At 70.8% G+C, this 16215-nt stretch carries 18 protein-coding genes; 11 read left to right on the forward strand and 7 right to left on the reverse strand.

From position 1 onward, the window contains the following. Nucleotides 1-8 precede the first annotated feature (8 nt). Nucleotides 9-662: an imidazole glycerol phosphate synthase subunit HisH gene (gene hisH / locus B9H04_RS03160; RefSeq protein ID WP_049931826.1), complete on the reverse strand. Its 654-nt coding sequence runs from the start codon at nucleotides 660-662 to the stop codon at nucleotides 9-11. 129 nt (nucleotides 663-791) lie between these two features. Between hisH and B9H04_RS03165 the strand changes: the two genes are divergently transcribed. From B9H04_RS03165 to B9H04_RS03175, 3 genes are all read left to right on the forward strand, one after another. Continuing rightward, nucleotides 792-1832: a phosphate/phosphite/phosphonate ABC transporter substrate-binding protein gene (locus B9H04_RS03165; RefSeq protein ID WP_049931825.1), complete on the forward strand. Its 1041-nt coding sequence runs from the start codon at nucleotides 792-794 to the stop codon at nucleotides 1830-1832. Between the two features lie 71 nt (nucleotides 1833-1903). After that, nucleotides 1904-2722: a phosphonate ABC transporter ATP-binding protein gene (locus tag B9H04_RS03170; protein ID WP_085682443.1), complete on the forward strand. Its 819-nt coding sequence runs from the start codon at nucleotides 1904-1906 to the stop codon at nucleotides 2720-2722. Continuing rightward, nucleotides 2719-3726, forward strand: coding sequence for a PhnE/PtxC family ABC transporter permease (locus tag B9H04_RS03175; RefSeq protein ID WP_085682444.1), 1008 nt, complete (start codon nucleotides 2719-2721; stop codon nucleotides 3724-3726). The genes B9H04_RS03170 and B9H04_RS03175 overlap by 4 nt, the downstream gene beginning before the upstream one ends. 6 nt (nucleotides 3727-3732) lie before the next feature. Here the strand turns inward: B9H04_RS03175 and B9H04_RS03180 are convergent, their stop codons facing one another. The 3 genes from B9H04_RS03180 to B9H04_RS03190 all read right to left on the reverse strand — a co-directional run bounded on the left by B9H04_RS03180 (nucleotide 3733) and on the right by B9H04_RS03190 (nucleotide 5180). After that, entirely contained in the window at nucleotides 3733-4365 is a 633-nt protein-coding gene (locus B9H04_RS03180; protein WP_049931819.1) for a uracil-DNA glycosylase, read from the reverse strand. A 65-nt stretch (nucleotides 4366-4430) separates the two neighbouring features. Next, entirely contained in the window at nucleotides 4431-4997 is a 567-nt protein-coding gene (locus tag B9H04_RS03185) for an endonuclease dU (RefSeq protein ID WP_049931817.1), read from the reverse strand. Further along, nucleotides 4998-5180, reverse strand: a complete 183-nt coding sequence (locus tag B9H04_RS03190; protein ID WP_007995123.1) for a DUF5786 family protein — start codon at nucleotides 5178-5180, stop codon at nucleotides 4998-5000. 112 nt (nucleotides 5181-5292) lie between these two features. On the opposite strand from B9H04_RS03190, the gene B9H04_RS03195 reads away from it, so the two are divergent. Next, on the forward strand, nucleotides 5293-5934 hold the full coding sequence (locus B9H04_RS03195) for an MBL fold metallo-hydrolase (protein WP_085682445.1): 642 nt from the start codon (nucleotides 5293-5295) through the stop codon (nucleotides 5932-5934). Between the two features lie 211 nt (nucleotides 5935-6145). On the opposite strand, the gene B9H04_RS03200 is transcribed toward B9H04_RS03195, so the two are convergent. Both B9H04_RS03200 and B9H04_RS03205 read right to left on the reverse strand, forming a co-directional pair. Further along, nucleotides 6146-6295, reverse strand: coding sequence for a 50S ribosomal protein L40e (locus tag B9H04_RS03200; RefSeq protein ID WP_017342016.1), 150 nt, complete (start codon nucleotides 6293-6295; stop codon nucleotides 6146-6148). A gap of 85 nt (nucleotides 6296-6380) precedes the next feature. Next, nucleotides 6381-6650 carry a thioredoxin family protein gene (locus B9H04_RS03205; protein ID WP_006111654.1) on the reverse strand — a complete coding sequence of 90 codons (270 nt, stop codon included), beginning with the start codon at nucleotides 6648-6650 and terminating at the stop codon, nucleotides 6381-6383. 158 nt (nucleotides 6651-6808) lie between these two features. On the opposite strand from B9H04_RS03205, the gene B9H04_RS03210 reads away from it, so the two are divergent. The 3 genes from B9H04_RS03210 (at nucleotide 6809) to hisE (ending at nucleotide 7981) form a co-directional block, all read left to right on the forward strand. Beyond that, entirely contained in the window at nucleotides 6809-6970 is a 162-nt protein-coding gene (locus B9H04_RS03210) for a preprotein translocase subunit Sec61beta (protein ID WP_049910744.1), read from the forward strand. Between the two features lie 94 nt (nucleotides 6971-7064). Then, nucleotides 7065-7658, forward strand: coding sequence for a pyridoxal 5'-phosphate synthase glutaminase subunit PdxT (pdxT, locus tag B9H04_RS03215; protein WP_049931813.1), 594 nt, complete (start codon nucleotides 7065-7067; stop codon nucleotides 7656-7658). Next, nucleotides 7655-7981 (forward strand): phosphoribosyl-ATP diphosphatase, encoded by a 327-nt coding sequence (gene hisE, locus B9H04_RS03220; RefSeq protein WP_049931812.1) that lies wholly within the window; start codon nucleotides 7655-7657, stop codon nucleotides 7979-7981. The genes pdxT and hisE overlap by 4 nt, the downstream gene beginning before the upstream one ends. Nucleotides 7982-8001: 20 nt before the next feature. On the opposite strand, the gene B9H04_RS03225 is transcribed toward hisE, so the two are convergent. Beyond that, a complete protein-coding gene (locus B9H04_RS03225) occupies nucleotides 8002-8397 on the reverse strand; it encodes an SHOCT domain-containing protein (protein ID WP_085682446.1) in 396 nt (131 codons plus the stop codon). A gap of 116 nt (nucleotides 8398-8513) precedes the next feature. Here B9H04_RS03225 and B9H04_RS03230 point away from each other — a divergent pair, with 116 nt between their 5' ends. The 4 genes from B9H04_RS03230 to kynU all read left to right on the forward strand — a co-directional run bounded on the left by B9H04_RS03230 (nucleotide 8514) and on the right by kynU (nucleotide 16107). Further along, the gene (locus B9H04_RS03230) at nucleotides 8514-9476 is read left to right on the forward strand and encodes a glycerophosphodiester phosphodiesterase (protein ID WP_249025091.1); all 963 of its coding nucleotides are present in this window, start codon (nucleotides 8514-8516) and stop codon (nucleotides 9474-9476) included. Between the two features lie 69 nt (nucleotides 9477-9545). After that, nucleotides 9546-11834, forward strand: a complete 2289-nt coding sequence (locus B9H04_RS03235; protein ID WP_049931806.1) for a hypothetical protein — start codon at nucleotides 9546-9548, stop codon at nucleotides 11832-11834. A 117-nt stretch (nucleotides 11835-11951) separates the two neighbouring features. Further along, the gene (gene leuS, locus B9H04_RS03240) at nucleotides 11952-14624 is read left to right on the forward strand and encodes a leucine--tRNA ligase (protein WP_049931804.1); all 2673 of its coding nucleotides are present in this window, start codon (nucleotides 11952-11954) and stop codon (nucleotides 14622-14624) included. A gap of 70 nt (nucleotides 14625-14694) precedes the next feature. Next, complete coding sequence (kynU, locus tag B9H04_RS03245) at nucleotides 14695-16107, forward strand: kynureninase (protein ID WP_085682447.1); 1413 nt, start codon at nucleotides 14695-14697, stop codon at nucleotides 16105-16107. Nucleotides 16108-16215 lie beyond the last annotated feature (108 nt).

A 16215-nucleotide genomic window follows, 5' to 3' on the forward strand; every position in this document is an offset into this window, starting at 1 on the left:
AACGGGGGCTACCGCTCCGCGCAGTAGTCGACGAAGTTCCGCAGGATCGTCAGCCCCGTCTCGCCGCTCTTCTCGGGGTGGAACTGCGTGCCGAACACGTTGCCGGCCTCGTTGGCGACGACCGCCGGGAAGTCGACCCCGTAGTCGGCGGTGGCGACGACCGCGTCGGCGTCGTCCGGCTCGGCGTAGTAGGAGTGGACGAAGTAGGCGTACTCGCCGTCGACTCCCTCGACCAGCGGGTGCTCCCGCTCGACTTCCAGCTCGTTCCAGCCCATGTGCGGCACCTTCCGGTCCACCTCGAAGCGCACGTTGGTACCGGAGATCAGGTCGAGTCCGGTCACCTCGCCCTCGCCCTCGTGGTCGGCCTCCTCGCTCGTCGTCAGGAGCATCTGCATCCCGAGACAGATCCCGAAGAGGGGGCGACCGGCCTCGGCGTGGTCGGTCAACGCCTCGCGCAGCGGGCCGGCGTTCTCCATCCCCTCGCGGAACGCGCCGACGCCCGGGAGAACGACGCCGTCGGCCGCGGCGAACGCCTCGGGATCGTCGGTGATCTCGACGGTCGCGCCCGCGCGCTCCAACCCCCGAGTCGCCGACCGGAGGTTCCCGAGCCCGTAGTCCACGAGCGCGACGGACACGTCGCGGTCCGGTGGAGATTCGTCCATGGTTCCGGTTCGCGACCGCGGTGGAAGTCAGTTTCCATCCGTGAGGCGTTGCATAGCGGTACGTAGCCGTACGTATATTTGAACAGCAACACTTTTGATAGAACAGTAAAACCCACACACGTACTCCTCATGGAGCGACGACGCCAATTCCTCAAGATCGCGGGTGCGGCAAGCATCGTTGGACTGGCCGGCTGTAGCGGCGGCGGCGACGGGTCGGACGGCTCCGACGGCATGAACGGCTCTGACGGGTCGGACGGCTCCGACGGGTCGGACAGCGAACCGGAGATGACGTTCGGCGGCGACGGCACGATCGACTTCGGCATTTCGCCGTCCGTCCCGCAGGAGGACCTCAACGTACAGTACTCCCCGCTCGAAGAGCACATCGGGAGCTACCTCCGGGAGAACTACGATGTCCCCAGCGACCTCAGCGTTGAGGGGACCATCGGAAGCAACTACAGCGCCATCATCCAGTCTCTCGGCCAGGGGACGCTGGACATCGCCGAGACCGGGCCGTTCGCGGCCGCCCTCGGCGTGAAGACCGGCAACGCGGAGGTCATCCTCCAGCGGTACGGCTACGGCGGCTGGACGTACAAGAGCATCATCGCGACGCCGAACGACAGCGACATCACCGAGCTGTCCGACCTCTCCGGGAAGACGGTCGCGTTCTCCGACCGGCTCTCCACCAGCGGCGCGCTGTACCCGCTGTACAGCATGTCGAGCCAGGGGGACCTCGACGTCGGCGAGCTCCCCGAGGGAAACGGGTCGCAGGCCGAGTTCGACGCCCGCTTCGCCGGCGGCCACGTCGGCTCGTACACCCTCCTCGAACAGGGCCAGGTCGACGCGGCCGCGATGGGCGGCTTCGTCCGCGACACGAAGACCGGCCCCACGCCGGACGAGTGGCAGGAGGTCGCGACTACCCTCCACGAGGACGAGGGGCTCCCGCGCGCACCGATCGTGGTCTCGCCCGAGCTCGACGACGACGTGAAAAGCGCCATCCAGGAGGCGTTCCTGGAGGGCCCGGACAGCATCTACTACGGCGCGGACGGCGAGGACGGCACCGGAGACGACCTCTGGTTCAGCCGCGTCCGCGGGGCGACCCAGGACGACTACCAGTCCGTCATCGACGTCGCCGACGAGCTCGGCGTCGGAACCGACATCTTCAATCAGTAGATCCCTCACGGTCCCCCAACTTCGGATCGTTTTTCACACGATCGGTCTGTTTTTGAACAAACTCACACCTCATGCCAACGATCGAATTCGAAAACGTCAGTAAAATATACGACGAGGACACCGTCGCCCTCGACGACGTGTCGTTCACCATCGACGAGGGGGAGTTCGTCATTCTGCTCGGTCCCTCCGGTGCCGGCAAGTCGACGATGTTGCGGGTGTTGAACGGGCTCACGGAACCCACCGAGGGGTCCGTTCGCATCGGCGGCGAAGAGCTTCAAGGGAACCGCAGCGGGGTCGGGATGGTGTTCCAGGAACACTACCTCATCGAGAGCAAGACCGCGTTCGGCAACGCGCTATCCGGGGCGCCCTCGCGGAACGGGCTCCTCCGGAGCGCCCTCGGCATGCACGACGACGCGGACAAGCGGACCGCTCTGGAGGCACTCCAGACCGTCGGCCTCCTCGACGAGGCCGGGCAGCGCGCCGAGTCGATGAGCGGGGGACAGAAACAGCGCGTCGGGATCGCCCGCGCACTCGTCCAGAACCCCGAGATCGTCCTCGCCGACGAGCCGGTCGCCAGCCTCGACCCGAAGGCGGCCCGCGACGTGATGCGCTACCTCAAGAAGGCGGCGACCGAGCAGGACCTCACCACGATCACCAGCCTCCACCAGGTGAACATCGCGCGAGAGTTCGGGGACCGGTTCCTCGGGATCCGCGGCGGCGAGGTGATCTTCGACGGCGACGCCGACGACCTCACCATGGACGAGATGGACCGGATCTACTACGGCGAAGCCCAAGGCGGCAAGACGGTTCCGACCGGAACGAGCGGCGACGAACTCGGCGGGAGCGACGCCGACGTCGACGCCGCCGCCGACGGGGGTGAGCGGGCGTGAGCTCGCCCGACTCGGCGATCGACGACCAGTTCCGCGCGCTCGAACGGCTCCGCCGACTCAAATACCTCCTGTGGGCCGGGCTGCTCGCGGCCGTTCTCGGCGTCACCTACTGGGGTCTCGGCTTCATCGGGTTCCAGCCCAACGTCGTCGCCGGGCGGCTCCCGGGGATGTACGAGTTCATCTCGACCGGCTTCTTCCCGCCGGACTTCCAGAACTTCACGATCTACACCAAAGACCAAGGGATCAGCGGGCTACAAGCGATCCCCGCGAGCTTCGGCGACGGCGGCGCCCACATCATCGAGAGCTTCCAGTCGTCGCGGCAGTCGCTGGTGAAGGCGAGCCTCGTGACGCTCCTGCTCGGCATCATGGGCACCGTGTTCGCCTTCCCGTTCGCGCTCGTCCTCGGGGTCCTCGGGAGCGAGCGCGTCACGCCGTTCCCGTTCAACTTCATCTTTCGGGGCACCCTCAGCGGGATCCGCGCCATCCCCGCCATCGTCTGGATTTTCCTGTACATCCCCATCGGCCCACCGGGACAGGTGACGGCGGTGCTCGCGATCGCGACCGACAGCATCGGGAACCTCGGCCGCCTGTTCACCGACGACCTCGAAGAGATCGAGGAGGGGCCGATCGGGGCGATCCGGTCGACCGGTGCGTCGGGCACCCAGACCGTGAGCTTCGGGATGTTGAGTCAGGTCTCCCGCTCCTTCATCGCGTGGACGCTGTACATCGTAGAGATCAACACCCGGATCGCGATCTCGCTCGGCGTCGTCGGCGCTGGCGGGCTCGGACTGATGATCCGGAACAGTCAGGACCTCTTCGAGTTCCAGCAGACCGCCGCGGGGCTGGTGATGGTGTTCATCGTCGTCCTCGGCATCGAACTCATCTCCTCGCGCATCCGCGCCCGGCTCCGGCCGGGCGAGCACGAGGGGAAGGGGCTCATCGAAGCGATCCGCGGCCTGTTCGACCCGAAGAAGTGGCTCGGCGTCGGCGACCGCCGCGACTGAGCCGACTCAGAACTCGCCGAGCCGCGACTGGCCGTCGCCGCCGTTTTCTCCCCGGTCGCTGACGCCGCTCAGTTCGGCCGCCCGGGCGATCGTCTCGAAGAAGCCGTCGCGCTGACTCCGGTCGTACAGCGTCGCTGCGGGGTGGACGGATAACAGTACGCGCCGCGACACGCCGGCGAGCCGCGCGTCGACCACGTCGCCGGACTCGCCGGTGATCGCGACCGAGCGGTCGAGGAGGTGTTCGCTCGGCACCTTCCCGAGCGTCACGATCAGCTCCGGGTCGAGTCGGTCGATCTCGCCTTCGAGGTACCCGCGGCAGTTCGCCAGCTCCTCGGTCGTCGGGTCGCGGTTGTCCGGCGGTCGGCAGCGCACGCAGTTCGTGATCCGCACGTCGGCGCGGGCGAGCCCCGCGTCGCGCAGCGCCTCGTCGAGCACGTCGCCGGACCGCCCCACGAACGGCTCGCCCTCCTCGTCCTCGGTCGCGCCCGGCCCCTCGCCGACGAACAGCAGGTCCGCGTTCGTCGGGCCGACGCCGTCGACGATCCGGCTCCGCGACTCCACCAGCGCCGGGCACCGCTCGCAGGATGGCACTCGGAGGTCCTCGTCGAGCGCGGAGCCGTCGCCGCCGTGTTCGCTCATGCCCACGGCTCCGGGCGCGGTCGTCTAAGTAGCGTCGGTCGAACGGGCCGCACGCCGAGCCCCGCCTACTCGGCCGTCGCCGCCTCACGGTGCGCGCTCGCGGCGAGCGCCGCGATCCGGAGGGGCTCACAGCGCCGGAAGCCGTCGCGAGTGAGTCCCCGGATCGCCGCGGCGGCGCGCTCCGGTTCGATACCGACCGCGCGGACGAATCGGGGCCGATCCGAGTCCGGGTCGCCGACCGGAACGCGGGGCGGAAGCGACCGGTACGCGGCGAGCCGGTCGGCGAGGGCCTCGCCGTCGAACGCGTCCCGGAGCGCCGGTTCGAGCCCGGGGCTCGCCTCGTAGCTCACGGCGTAGACCGGGCGGTCGAGCGTCTCGGCGAGTTCGTCGAGGTCGAGGAGGTTGAACCACGCGGGCGCGACCCCCGCACAGACCACGTGGCGGACGTCCTCGCGGGCGAGCGTGCGCCAGCAGTCGATCACCGCGTCGGTCGCGTCGGTGCCGCCGACGGTACACCGCGCGAACGCGAAGCCGTCGGGGGTCCCGTCGGCGCGAACGACGACGCCGGCCCCGTGGCTCGCGTCGCGGGCGTCAGAGAAAGCGACGCCGAGCGCGCGGCTCGGCGTGGTCACTCACGCGTCCTCGGACTTTATCTCCTGGAGCCGGTCGAGAAGCTCGTCGTTCGAGGCGCCGGGTTCGTAGTCCACGGACCCTTGGTGGGTCTCCTGGGCAGCCCGGACGCCGTCGTCGTCGTCGAAGTCCGCGTCCAGGTCCTGATTCTCCTGTTCGGACTCGTCGTAGCTGCCGAAGCCCATTTGTGTGTGACACTAACAGGGGGTGAGTCATAAATCCACGGCCGCCAGCGGACCCGAGGGGCTCGCTGGGGTGCGACTGTACGCTTTTGTCGCTCCGCGAGCGAGTGGAGGCATGGAGCCGATCACCGTCACCGCGGACGCGGAGGAGTTCACCTGTAACGCGTACCTCGTCGTTGGGGACGAGACGGCGCTCGTCGACGCGGGAACGATGCCCGGCGTCGAGGACGCCGTCGCCGACGCCCTCGCCGACGCCGGCGTCGACGGCCTCGACCGCGTCGTGATCACGCACCAGCACCGCGACCACGTGGGCGAGCTCGGCGCGGTGGTCGAGCGCTTCGACGCGGAAGTGCTCGCGTACGCCGATCACCCGCTCCGGGACGCCGCGCTCGGGGACGGCGACGAGGTGGTGGTCGGCGACGAGTCCTGCGAGGTCGTCTACACCCCCGGACACGCCGACGACCACGTCTCGCTCGTCGGCGCAGAGCGGCTCTACTCGGGCGACGTGGTGGTGTACAACGACGGCGCCTTCGACGACGGCTCGTTCGGCCGGACCGACATGGCCGGCCAGTCGCGCGAGCGCCTGATCGAGAGTCTCCGCGAGATCCTCGACCGGCTGCCCGACTCCACGAGGGCGCTGTTCCCCGGCCACGGCGACATCTACCGCGCCGTCGACGGCCCGGAGACCCTCCGCGAGGTGATCGAGCGCGCGACGGAGCGCGCCGAGCGCCGCGAGCCGAAATACCCCGACGGGTGAGCGGGAGCCGGGTTTAAAACCGAGTGACTGCGAGACCGACCACCGACTTCGGCGGCCGCGAGGAGCGCGTGCGAGGGACGCGGTGAGAGAGGGGTGACCGAAGGGAGCCCCGAGCGAACCGCGAAGCTGGGGCGGAGCGAGGCACACGCGCGGCTGGCGGTCAGGAGGAGAGTCCGCGAGAAGGGCCGTGAACGACCCGGAAACGGCCGGGTTACGCCGCGCGGCGCTCGGTCGCCTTCGGGCGGAGATTGGTGTAGCCGCACTTGCGGCAGCGCTCGGCCTCGGAGGCGTTGCGGGCGTTACAGCGCATACAGATCTGTCGGTCGAGCATGCGACGTTCGGCGGCGTCGAAACTGGCCATACGGCTACTGTGCGGGCGGTGCTGTAAAAGGTTGCGAGACGCCGCGACGGTCGCGGGAGGAGAGGCTAGTCGGCGAAAGTCCTGGTCAGGCGCCCGCTTCCGAGAGGGCGGCCTCGATGTCCTCGCGCTGCGTGACGCCGACGAAGCGGTCGACGACGCCGTCGTCGTTCTCGACGATGAGCGTCGGGAGCGAGCGGACCTGGTACTGGTTCGCGACGTCCTGCTCCTCGTCGACGTCGACCTTCTGGAGCTCGAACGCGTCGCCGAGGTCTTCCTGGATCTCCTCCAGGATGGGGTCTTGGGTCTTACACGGGCCGCACCACTCGGCGTGGAAATCCAGCAGTCGAACGGTCATAGTCGCGGTCAACTACCGCCGGGCCGCGCATAAGGGTTTCCCACTTGTGCGTGCGCGCGCTCGGCGGCGGCTCGACCGGGCGACCGCGCGACGGTGGCGCGAACACGGTCCGAACGACGAACGAAACGTTTAGGACGCGTCGCCGTCCAGAAGCGGACATGAGTGGTTCCAACTCTGGCGGGCTGATGTCCAGTGCGGGACTGGTCCGCTACTTCGAGAACGAGGACCGGAACGCCATCGCGATCGACCCCAAGACGGTCCTCGCGTTCTGCGTCCTCTTCGGCGTGTTCGTCCAGATCCTCTCGCTGACGGTCGCGTAACGACCCCGCCGTTCCCGTTCTGCCGACGCACCGATCCCGAGTCGACCGGTCGCGTAGCGCGCCCTTTTTCCACGCGCCCGCCCCACCGATACGTATGAAAGCAGGCGTCATCGCCGTCCAGGGCGACGTGGCCGAACACGCCGCCGCCGTCCGCAACGCCGCGGCCGCCCACGACGAGTCCGCGGAGGTCGTCGAGATCCGAGAGTCGGGGGTCGTGCCCGACTGCGACGTCCTCCTGATGCCGGGCGGGGAGTCGACGACCATCTCGCGGCTGATCCACCGCGAGGGGATCGCCGCGGAGATACGGGACCACGCCGCGGCCGGGAAGCCGATCCTCGCCACCTGCGCCGGACTGATCGTCTGCTCGACCGACGCGAAGGACGACCGGGTCGAGCCGCTGGGGCTGGTCGACGTCTCCGTCGACCGCAACGCGTTCGGCCGGCAGAAGGACTCCTTCGAGGCGAAGGTCCCGGTGACCGGCCTCGACGACCCCTTCCACGCCGTGTTCATCCGCGCGCCGGCCATCGACGACGTGGGCGACGGCGTCGAGACGCTCGCGACCGTCGACGGGCGCCCGGTCGCGGTGCGCGACGGGCCGGTCGTGGCCACCGCGTTCCACCCGGAGCTCACCGACGACCCGCGGATCCACGACCTCGCCTTCTTCCCCGAGCGGGAGGTGGTCGCGTGAGCGATCCGGCCGAGGGCGAATCGAGCGCGGACGAGCCCCCCGAGGCCGTCCTCGACGAGCTGTTCGCCACCATCGAGTCGCGCAAGGAGGAGCTCCCGGAGGGGTCGTACACCGCGTCCCTGTTCACCCACGAGAAGGGAGAGAACGCGGTCTTAGAGAAGGTCGGCGAGGAGACGACTGAGGCCATCCTCGCGGCGAAGGACGACGACCGCGAGGAGCTCACCGCGGAGAGCGCCGACCTCGTCTACCACCTGCTCGTGTTGTTCGCGATGAAGGACCTCGGCGTCGACGACTTACGCGCTGAGCTCCGCGAGCGGTTCTGAGTCCCCGCGGTGGTCGACGCCTACCGCTCCCGTTCGAGTTCGCGGTCGATCTCGTCGACCTCCTCGGTCTCCAACTCCTCGCCGATGCGCCGCTCGAACTCCGCCTCGCTGATCTGTCCCTCGACGTACTGCTTCCGGAGGCGGTCCTGGCGGCTGCTCCCGGCGTCGACCGAGGTCGACGAGGCGGACTCCGAGCCGATCGAGTCGAGCGACGGCGAGCCGCCCTCGCCGAGCAGCCACGAGCCGGCCTTGTAGGCGACGTAAACGAGCCCCGCCAGCACCGCGAGCGAGACGACCCCGGAGACGATCGTCCAGACGAGGCTCACGAGCGCGGAGACCACGCTGACGACGATACCGACCCCGATCAACACCGCGATCGCGATCGCCGCGCAGTAGAGGGCCTGCTTCCCGTCCATACCCCGGAATCGGGCTGCCGGCCGCAAATACCTTCTCCCGGAGACGGCGTCGCGCGGTTCGGTCCGTGCCCCCGGACTTTTGTCCGTGGCGCCGAACGTCAGACGGTGAGACCGCCGTGTGCGACGCCGCCCCGCCCGGATCCGACGCGCGGACGGAAGCGACCCGCAGAGCGATGCTTCGGCGGAGCGGGGCGCTCGCGGGCGGTGCGGTCGCGGCGACGGGGTCGGCCGCCCTCGCCGGTTGCGCCGGGCGCGGGAGCGGCGATGCCGGCGGAAACGACGGCTACGCCGCGGGGGCCGGCGCGGCCGCCGGTAGGGGGGACCCTCCGCTCGTCGCGCACCGCGGCTTCGCGGCCGAACACCCGGAGAACACGGTCGCGGCTATCGAGGCGGCGACGGCCGTCGTCGACCGGGTCGAGCTCGACGTGCGCCGCTGCGGCACGGGCGAGCTCGTCGCCTTCCACGACGCGACGCTGGGGCGGGTGACGGACGCGACCGGTCGCGTCGGCCGGACCCCGGCGGGGCGGCTCGCCGAGCTCTCCGTCGAGGGGTCGGGGGAACCGGTGCCGACGATCGCCGCGGCGCTCGACGCCGTGCCGTCGGACGCGTGGGTCCTGCTCGACCTGAAGGAGCGCGGCGTGGCGGCCGACGCGGTCGCGGCCGGCGCGGAACGCGACCACGGGCTCGCCGTCGCCGCCGACGACCCCGCGGCCATCGAGGCCGCGAACGCGGCCGACCCGACGGTCCCGACCGTCTACGGGGCCCGGGAGTCGGTCCCGGCGCGGCCGCTCAGGCCGCTGATCCCGGGGAGCCGAGCGGGGGTCGGACTGCCGAGGTGGGCGTATCCGCCGCAGGACGTGGCGGGGATCGTCGAGACGGCGACGGAACTGGGCTGTGCGGCGGTGTCGCCGCGGTACGAGCTGTGCCTCCGGACGGATATCGTCTCGCGGGCCGCGACCGCCGGGCTGCGGGTGCTGCCGTGGACGGTCGCCTCGGCCCGGGAGTACGGCGCGGTGGCGTCGGTCGACGGCGTCGGTGCCGTCGTCTCGGACGTCTCGCTGGGACGCCGGGAGCCGTGACAACCGAGACGAACGAGCGGTTCGCGGGCGGCAGAAGTGTTATTCGTGCGGCTCACGTCGCCCGAGGAAATGGATCGGGACGCCGACGCCGGCGACGGTGCGAGGGGGAGCGGGCCAGACGAAGCGCCCGCAAGTCGCGTCGACCGCCGGACCGTCCTCGGCGCGCTCGCGGGCGCCGGGAGCGCCGCGGTCGCGGGCTGTTCCGGCCCTGAGCCGGACGACGCGTCGACGACCGATCTCGACGCGGACCGGCTCGACGAACTCGCGGCGCGGTTCGCGCCGACGCTGTACTTCGACAGCGCCGAGCCGTGGTACCCGACCGACCCGCGACCGTACGCGAGCGAGGCAGACGGCGAGACGGTCGTCGACGGCTTCGCCGCGTTCGACGGCTACCACGAGCGGTACGACGAGGCGGGCGAGCCGCCGAACCCGACCGTCTTCTACAACGGGATGCGCTACGAGGACTCCCCGCTGGCGGTCGTCCAGTTCTGGCTCTACTCCGCGTTCGACCAGTTCACCGCGAACTTCCACTGGCACGACTGGGAGGTGCTCCACGTCTTCGTCGACCTCAACTCGGGCGACCCGCAGTTGTACGTCGCCAGCTCGCACTCGCGGAGCGTGCCCAACAACGAGTTCCTCGACCCCGACCCCGAGGTCGTCCCGCGGATCCTCCCCGAACTCGGCTCGCACTCCAGCACGCTCTCGATCAACGAGATCCCGGACGGCTTCCGGCGCGTCGGCGAGGAGGGCCTGCTCGCCGACATCACCAACACGACGATCGACACGGTCGAGGACCTGCTCGGGATTCCGATCGCCTACGGTCTGCCCCGCGACGAGGGGGCCCGACTGCCGTTCGTCGTCCCCGAGTACGAAGGGGAGCCGATCTACGACCACCCTGACCTCCCGTCGGTCTCGGAGTCCTCGCTGGTCGACGGCGCGCTGACGGTCCGGTCGCTCGACGCGCTGCGCTCGCCGCCGACCGACCTGCCGCTCCGGGAGACGGGGATCGCCTTCCGACACGGCGAGCGCCCCGACGACGGCGACGACGCCGCGCTCGCCGCCGAGGCCGCCGAGTCCGTCGTCGAGTACGAGCTGGTGGAGAGCGCCGAGCTGGAGGACATCGACGCGTTCACCGGCCCGCAGCTCAGCTTCGAGTTCGCCGTGCCCGAGACCGTCGAGGACGCGGTCGCGAGCCACATCACGACCACCGGCGTCCCGTGGGAGCAGCCGCGCTACGAGAACCCCGCGCTCGACGTCACTGCGGGGAACCACCGGTCCGAGATGGCGGACCGGTACGACGCGATCGCCGACGACCCGTCGTTCGGCGACGAGGCCGCCGGGGGGCTCGACGCCGTCGTCGCGCGCGTCACGCGGGCGACCGAGAGCGACGAGGCGCCCGACGGCGAGGGGTTGACCACGACCGAGTCGAGCGTCGAGTCGTTCGCGCTGATCGAGAGCGACCCGGAAGCGGTGCCGACGTTCGCCGGCGGCGTCGCGGTCGCGAACGGCGTCCCCGAGGGCGATCACCGCTTCACGGTCAACGGCGCCGGGCGGGCGCCCCACAGCGAGCGGCTGACCGTCGCGGCCGACGAGGCCGTGACGACCGCCGGCGTCGACGGCGAGATTCCGCTCGTCGCCCGCGAGAACGCGCGGAAGGTCGAGCTGTCGGACGCGGAGAGCGAGGTCGACCTGACCCGGACCGCGATCGAGGACGACTTCGCCGGGCGGATCTACGACTCCGCGATCGAGGGGAGCGACGCCGCCTACGTCCACGCCGGCGGCGCGTACACGACGGAGGTCCGCGACGCCGACGACGAGGTCGGCGCGTACCGCGTCAACCCGGACCGGCCGGGGGCGGGAGACGACGGCGACGAGGGAGACGGTCCGGGCGCCGGCGACGACGCGATCCGGATCGAGCGCCCGGAGACCGGGGCGGCCCCGCTCGCGGGCTACGTCGCCGACGTGGCCGAGGAGACGCGCGCGGCGGTCGCGGCCGCGGCGGCCGAGAGCGACGGCGGGGACGGAGACGGCGGCGCGGGCGGCGGGAGCGGCGGCGGAAACGACAGCGGCGGGAGCGGCGGCGGTTCGGGGGGCCCGTCGAACGCGGTCAACGGGCTCGAACGCGCCCTCGCGGCCGCGGTCGACGCCGCGGAGCGGGCCGAGGAGCGCGCCCGCGAGGGCGACGCCGAGGGGACGGAGCGTCAACTGGCGAACGTGCTCGACCGGATCGCCCGGATCGAGGAGCGGCTCGCGGCCGCGCGGGAGGGGCTCCCGCCCGGGCTCGCGAACGCGACCGGAAAGCGGGTCGAGCAGGCGACGAAGCGGGTCGAGCAGGCGAGGAACGCCGAGAAGCTGTAGGCCGCCAGCGCGCCGGCGCTCGCGCGGGCGCGCGCAACGGCCGCGTCGCCCCGTGTCACGGCGCACCACTGGATGGAAAGCTATACGACGCAGAACCGACCACGAGTATATAAGCAGATGTCTCAGGAGAGATACGACCACGCGGCGGTCGAAGAACGGTGGCAGGAGGCGTGGGACGACGCCGACGTGTACCACGTCCCGGACGAGGCCTCGGACCCGACGTACGTCCTCGGGATGTACCCGTACCCGTCCGGGAAGCTCCACATGGGTCACGTCCGCAACTACACGATCACGGACGCGTACGCCCGGTACCGGCAGATGCGCGGCGACGACGTGCTCCACCCGATGGGGTGGGACGCGTTCGGACTGCCCGCCGAGAACGCCGCCAAGGAGCGTGACACCAACCCCCGCGACTGGACGTTCGACTGCATCGACACGATGAAGGGGCAGATGAAGTCGATGGGGTTCGGCTACGACTGGGACCGCGAGGTCACCACGTGTACCCCCGACTACTACCGGTGGAACCAGTGGCTGTTCCGCCGCTTCCACGAGGCCGGACTCGTCGAGCGCCGCGACGCGGAGGTGAACTGGTGTCCCTCCTGCGAGACCGTCCTCGCCGACGAGCAGGTCGAGGGCGACGCGGAGCTGTGCTGGCGCTGCGACACCCCCGTCGAGACCCGCGAGCTCGACCAGTGGTTCCTGAAGATAACCGAGTACGCCGACGAGCTGCTGGACGCCATCGACGACCTAGAGGGGTGGCCGAACTCGGTCCGGCAGATGCAGCGCAACTGGATCGGCCGACAGCACGGCAGCGAGGTCGACTTCTCGATCGACGGGTACGGGGACGTGACGGCGTTCACGACCCGGATCGACACGATATACGGCGCGACCTTCTTCGCGATCGCCCCCGATCACCCGATCGCCGAGGAGCTGGCCGAGGAGGACGACGAGATCCACGAGTTCGTCCACCACGAGGCCGACCCCGACGGCGACGAGCCGAACGGGGTCGAGACCGGACTGACCGCGACCAATCCCGCCACCGGCGAGGAGATCCCGGTGTACGTCGCCGACTTCGTCCTCTCGGACGTGGGGACGGGCGCGCTGATGGCCGTGCCCGCCCACGACGAGCGCGACCACGCGTTCGCGACGGAGAAGGGCGTCGAGATCCGACCCGTGATCGCGCCGGAGTCCGACGACCCCGACGGCGAAGCGGTCCCGGACGCACCGGACGTGGAGGAGGCCGCATTCACGGAGGACGGCGTCCTAATCGGCTCCGGCAAGTACACCGGACTGGACAGCGAGACCGCGCGCGAGCGGATCACGGACGATATCAGGAGCGCCGAGCCGGCCACGCAGTACCAGCTGCGCGACTGGGGCATCTCCCGGCAGCGCTACTGGGGGACGCCGATCCCGATGGTCCACTGCGACGACTGCGGCGCGGTCCCGGTGCCCGACGAGGACCTGCCCGTCGAGCTGCCCGAGTTCATCAACACCACCGGGAACCCGCTCGACGCCGCCGACGAGTGGCAGGAGACGACCTGTCCGGAGTGCGGCGGGCCGGCGACCCGCGAGACCGACACGATGGACACGTTCGTCGACTCCTCGTGGTACTTCCTTCGGTACGTCTCGCCGGACCTGGCGGACGCCCCGTTCGACCTCGGCCGCGCGAACGACTGGATGCCGGTCGACCAGTACGTGGGCGGCATCGAACACGCCGTGATGCACCTGCTGTACTCGCGGTTCTTCACCAAGGTGTTGGCCGACGAGGAGGACCTCGACCACCGCGAGCCGTTCACCAACCTGCTGGCACAGGGGATGGTCCAGCTGGAGGGCGAGAAGATGTCCAAGTCGAAGGGGAACGTCGTCTCGCCGCAGCGGATCGTCGACGAGTACGGCGCCGACACCGCGCGGCTGTTCATGATGGAGGCCGCCCAGCCCGAGCGCGACTTCGACTGGTCCGAGGAGGGCGTCCGGTCCACCCACCGGTTCCTGACCCGGCTCAGCGACCTCGTCGAGGCGCACGCCGCGGGCGACGTGGCGACGGCCGACCCCGACGCCGACCGCGATGAAATCGACGACTACGTCGCCGACGAGACCGACGCCGCGGTCGCCATCGCCGGCGCGGAGTACGACGACCTGACGTTCAACGTGGCGCTGCGGGAGGCGCAGGACCTCGTGGGGACGCTCCGGAGCTACCGCGAGCACGCCGACCCGCACCCCGCCGTCTTCGAGCGCGGCGTCGACGTCGCGGTCCGCCTGCTCGCCCCCGTCGCGCCCCACCTCGCCGAGGAGCTGTGGGAGTCGCTCGGCCGCGGCGGGTTCGTCGCGGAGGCCGACTGGCCGACCGCGAGCGTCGACCGCGAGACGGTCGAACGCCGGCGCCGGCTGGTCGAGAACACCCGCGAGGACGTGCGCGACATCGTCGAGGTCGCCGGGATCGACGACCCCGAGCGGATCGACGTGGTCGTCGCGCCCGACTGGAAGTACGACGCGCTGGAGATCGCGATCGACAGCGACGCCGACAACCTGATCTCCGAGCTGATGGCCGAGAGCCACATCCGCGAGCGGGGCGACGACGCCGCCTCGTACGGGCAGGACCTCCAGGCGAACCGCGAGGCGCTCCGTGAGACGCTCGACGGCGACGCCGAACACGACGCCCTGCGAGCGGCCGCGTGGCTGATCGAGCGCGAGTTCGACGCCCCGGTCCGCGTCGAGCGCGCCGCGGACGCCGAGGAGGCCGTCGTCAGCAAGGCGGAGCCGGGCCGACCCGCGATCGACATCGTCGAGTAGGTCACCCGACCGTTTCGCGGCCCTCGCCGGACCCCGGAAACGCTTAGTCGCCGGCGCGGCGCCCTCGTGTATGGACGACCCGTACGCTCCCGCGCGCGACGCCCTCGCGGGCGAGGGACTCGGCGCCGACGACGGAGAGGACGCCGACCCCGCGGTGCTCGCCGCGCGACTCGACGAGGACGATCCGCTCGCGTCGTTCGCGGACCGCTACCGGGTCCCTGACGGTGTTCTCTATATGGACGGGAACTCGCTCGGCCCCGCGAGCGACGCCGCCCTCGCGAGCCTCGACCGCGTGGTCGACGAGTGGCGCGAGCTGCTCATCTCCGGGTGGACCGACGCCGACCCGCCGTGGTTCGATGTCGGCGAACGACTCGGCGACGCGCTCGCGCCGCTGGTGGGCGCGGAGCCGAGCGAGGTGGTCGTCGGCAACTCGATCACGGTGAACATCCACACCCTGATCGGCACGTTCCTCGACGAGCTGCTGGCCGGGAACGGGCCCGAACGCGAGGACGTCGCGGCCGCGGACGGAGAGTGGGCGCCGGACGGCGACCCGGACGCCGACCCCGCGGTCCTCGTCAACGAGCTCGACTTCCCCTCCGACCACTACGCGCTCCGGGCGCAGCTCCGGCAGCGGGGGATCGACCCGGACGAGAAGCTCCGGGTCGTTCCGAGCCGCGACGGGCGGACGATCGATCCCCGGGACATCGAGGCGGCGCTGGCGGCGCACGACGACGTGGGGATCGTGTTCATGCCGACCGCGCTGTACCGCTCGGGCCAGCTGTTCGACGTCGAGCGGATCGCGACGGCGGCCCACGAGGCGGGCGCGTACGCCGGCTTCGACGCCGCCCACTCCGCGGGCGCCGTCCCCCACGCGTTCGGCGACGCCGGCGTCGACTTCGCGGTGTGGTGTACGTACAAGTACCTCAACGCCGGACCGGGGTCGATCGGCGCGCTGTTCGTCGCCGAGCGCCACCACGGGCTCGACCCCGCGCTGGCCGGGTGGTGGGGCCACGAGAAGGCGCCGCAGTTCGAGATGAACATGACCTTCACCGCGGCCGACTCCGCCGGCGCGTGGCAGATCGGCACGCCGCCGCTGCTTTCGGCCGCGCCGCTTGAAGGGTCGGTCGAACTCCTGCGCGAGGCCGGGATCGACCGCCTGCGGGCGAAGTCGCTCGCGCTCACCGACTTCCTCATCGCCCTCGTCGACGACCGGCTCCCGGGGGTCTCGGTGGGAACGCCCCGCGAACACGCCGCGCGCGGCGGTCACGTCGCCCTCGAACACCCCGAGGCCGAGCGGCTGAGCGAGGCGCTCAACGACCGGGGCGCGGTCGTCGACTTCCGACCGCCGAACGTGGTGCGGGTCTGCCCCGCGGCCCCCTACACCTCCTTTGCCGACGTGCTGGAGGTCGTCGACGAGATCGAGGCGATCCTCGACTCGGGGGCCCACGAGGCGTACGCGACGGGCGAGGGCGGCGTAACGTAGCGGGCGCGGCGCCGTGAGGGGCCGCGAGCGGGGTCGACGGGCGGTCTGTTCCCCGCGTTGACATCCGCAGTATTATTACTCTCAGTAACGTAAAGAGAAAAGAGCGAG

It is taken from the genome of Halorubrum ezzemoulense DSM 17463, assembly GCF_002114285.1.
Taxonomy (GTDB): Archaea; Halobacteriota; Halobacteria; order Halobacteriales; family Haloferacaceae; genus Halorubrum; species Halorubrum ezzemoulense.

What these genes read in the sequence shown, in the direction of transcription:
- B9H04_RS03205 (WP_006111654.1), bottom strand. Translation starts at nt 6,650, where the DNA reads ATGACCGTTCGACTGCTGGATTTCCACGCCGAGTGGTGCGGCCCGTGT.
- B9H04_RS03225 (WP_085682446.1), bottom strand. Translation starts at nt 8,397, where the DNA reads ATGGACGGGAAGCAGGCCCTCTACTGCGCGGCGATCGCGATCGCGGTG.
- B9H04_RS03210 (WP_049910744.1), top strand. Translation starts at nt 6,809, where the DNA reads ATGAGTGGTTCCAACTCTGGCGGGCTGATGTCCAGTGCGGGACTGGTC.
- B9H04_RS03170 (WP_085682443.1), top strand. Translation starts at nt 1,904, where the DNA reads ATGCCAACGATCGAATTCGAAAACGTCAGTAAAATATACGACGAGGAC.
- pdxT (WP_049931813.1), top strand. Translation starts at nt 7,065, where the DNA reads ATGAAAGCAGGCGTCATCGCCGTCCAGGGCGACGTGGCCGAACACGCC.
- kynU (WP_085682447.1), top strand. Translation starts at nt 14,695, where the DNA reads ATGGACGACCCGTACGCTCCCGCGCGCGACGCCCTCGCGGGCGAGGGA.
- B9H04_RS03235 (WP_049931806.1), top strand. Translation starts at nt 9,546, where the DNA reads ATGGATCGGGACGCCGACGCCGGCGACGGTGCGAGGGGGAGCGGGCCA.
- B9H04_RS03165 (WP_049931825.1), top strand. Translation starts at nt 792, where the DNA reads ATGGAGCGACGACGCCAATTCCTCAAGATCGCGGGTGCGGCAAGCATC.
- B9H04_RS03195 (WP_085682445.1), top strand. Translation starts at nt 5,293, where the DNA reads ATGGAGCCGATCACCGTCACCGCGGACGCGGAGGAGTTCACCTGTAAC.
- B9H04_RS03190 (WP_007995123.1), bottom strand. Translation starts at nt 5,180, where the DNA reads ATGGGCTTCGGCAGCTACGACGAGTCCGAACAGGAGAATCAGGACCTG.
- leuS (WP_049931804.1), top strand. Translation starts at nt 11,952, where the DNA reads ATGTCTCAGGAGAGATACGACCACGCGGCGGTCGAAGAACGGTGGCAG.
- hisH (WP_049931826.1), bottom strand. Translation starts at nt 662, where the DNA reads ATGGACGAATCTCCACCGGACCGCGACGTGTCCGTCGCGCTCGTGGAC.
- B9H04_RS03180 (WP_049931819.1), bottom strand. Translation starts at nt 4,365, where the DNA reads ATGAGCGAACACGGCGGCGACGGCTCCGCGCTCGACGAGGACCTCCGA.
- B9H04_RS03200 (WP_017342016.1), bottom strand. Translation starts at nt 6,295, where the DNA reads ATGGCCAGTTTCGACGCCGCCGAACGTCGCATGCTCGACCGACAGATC.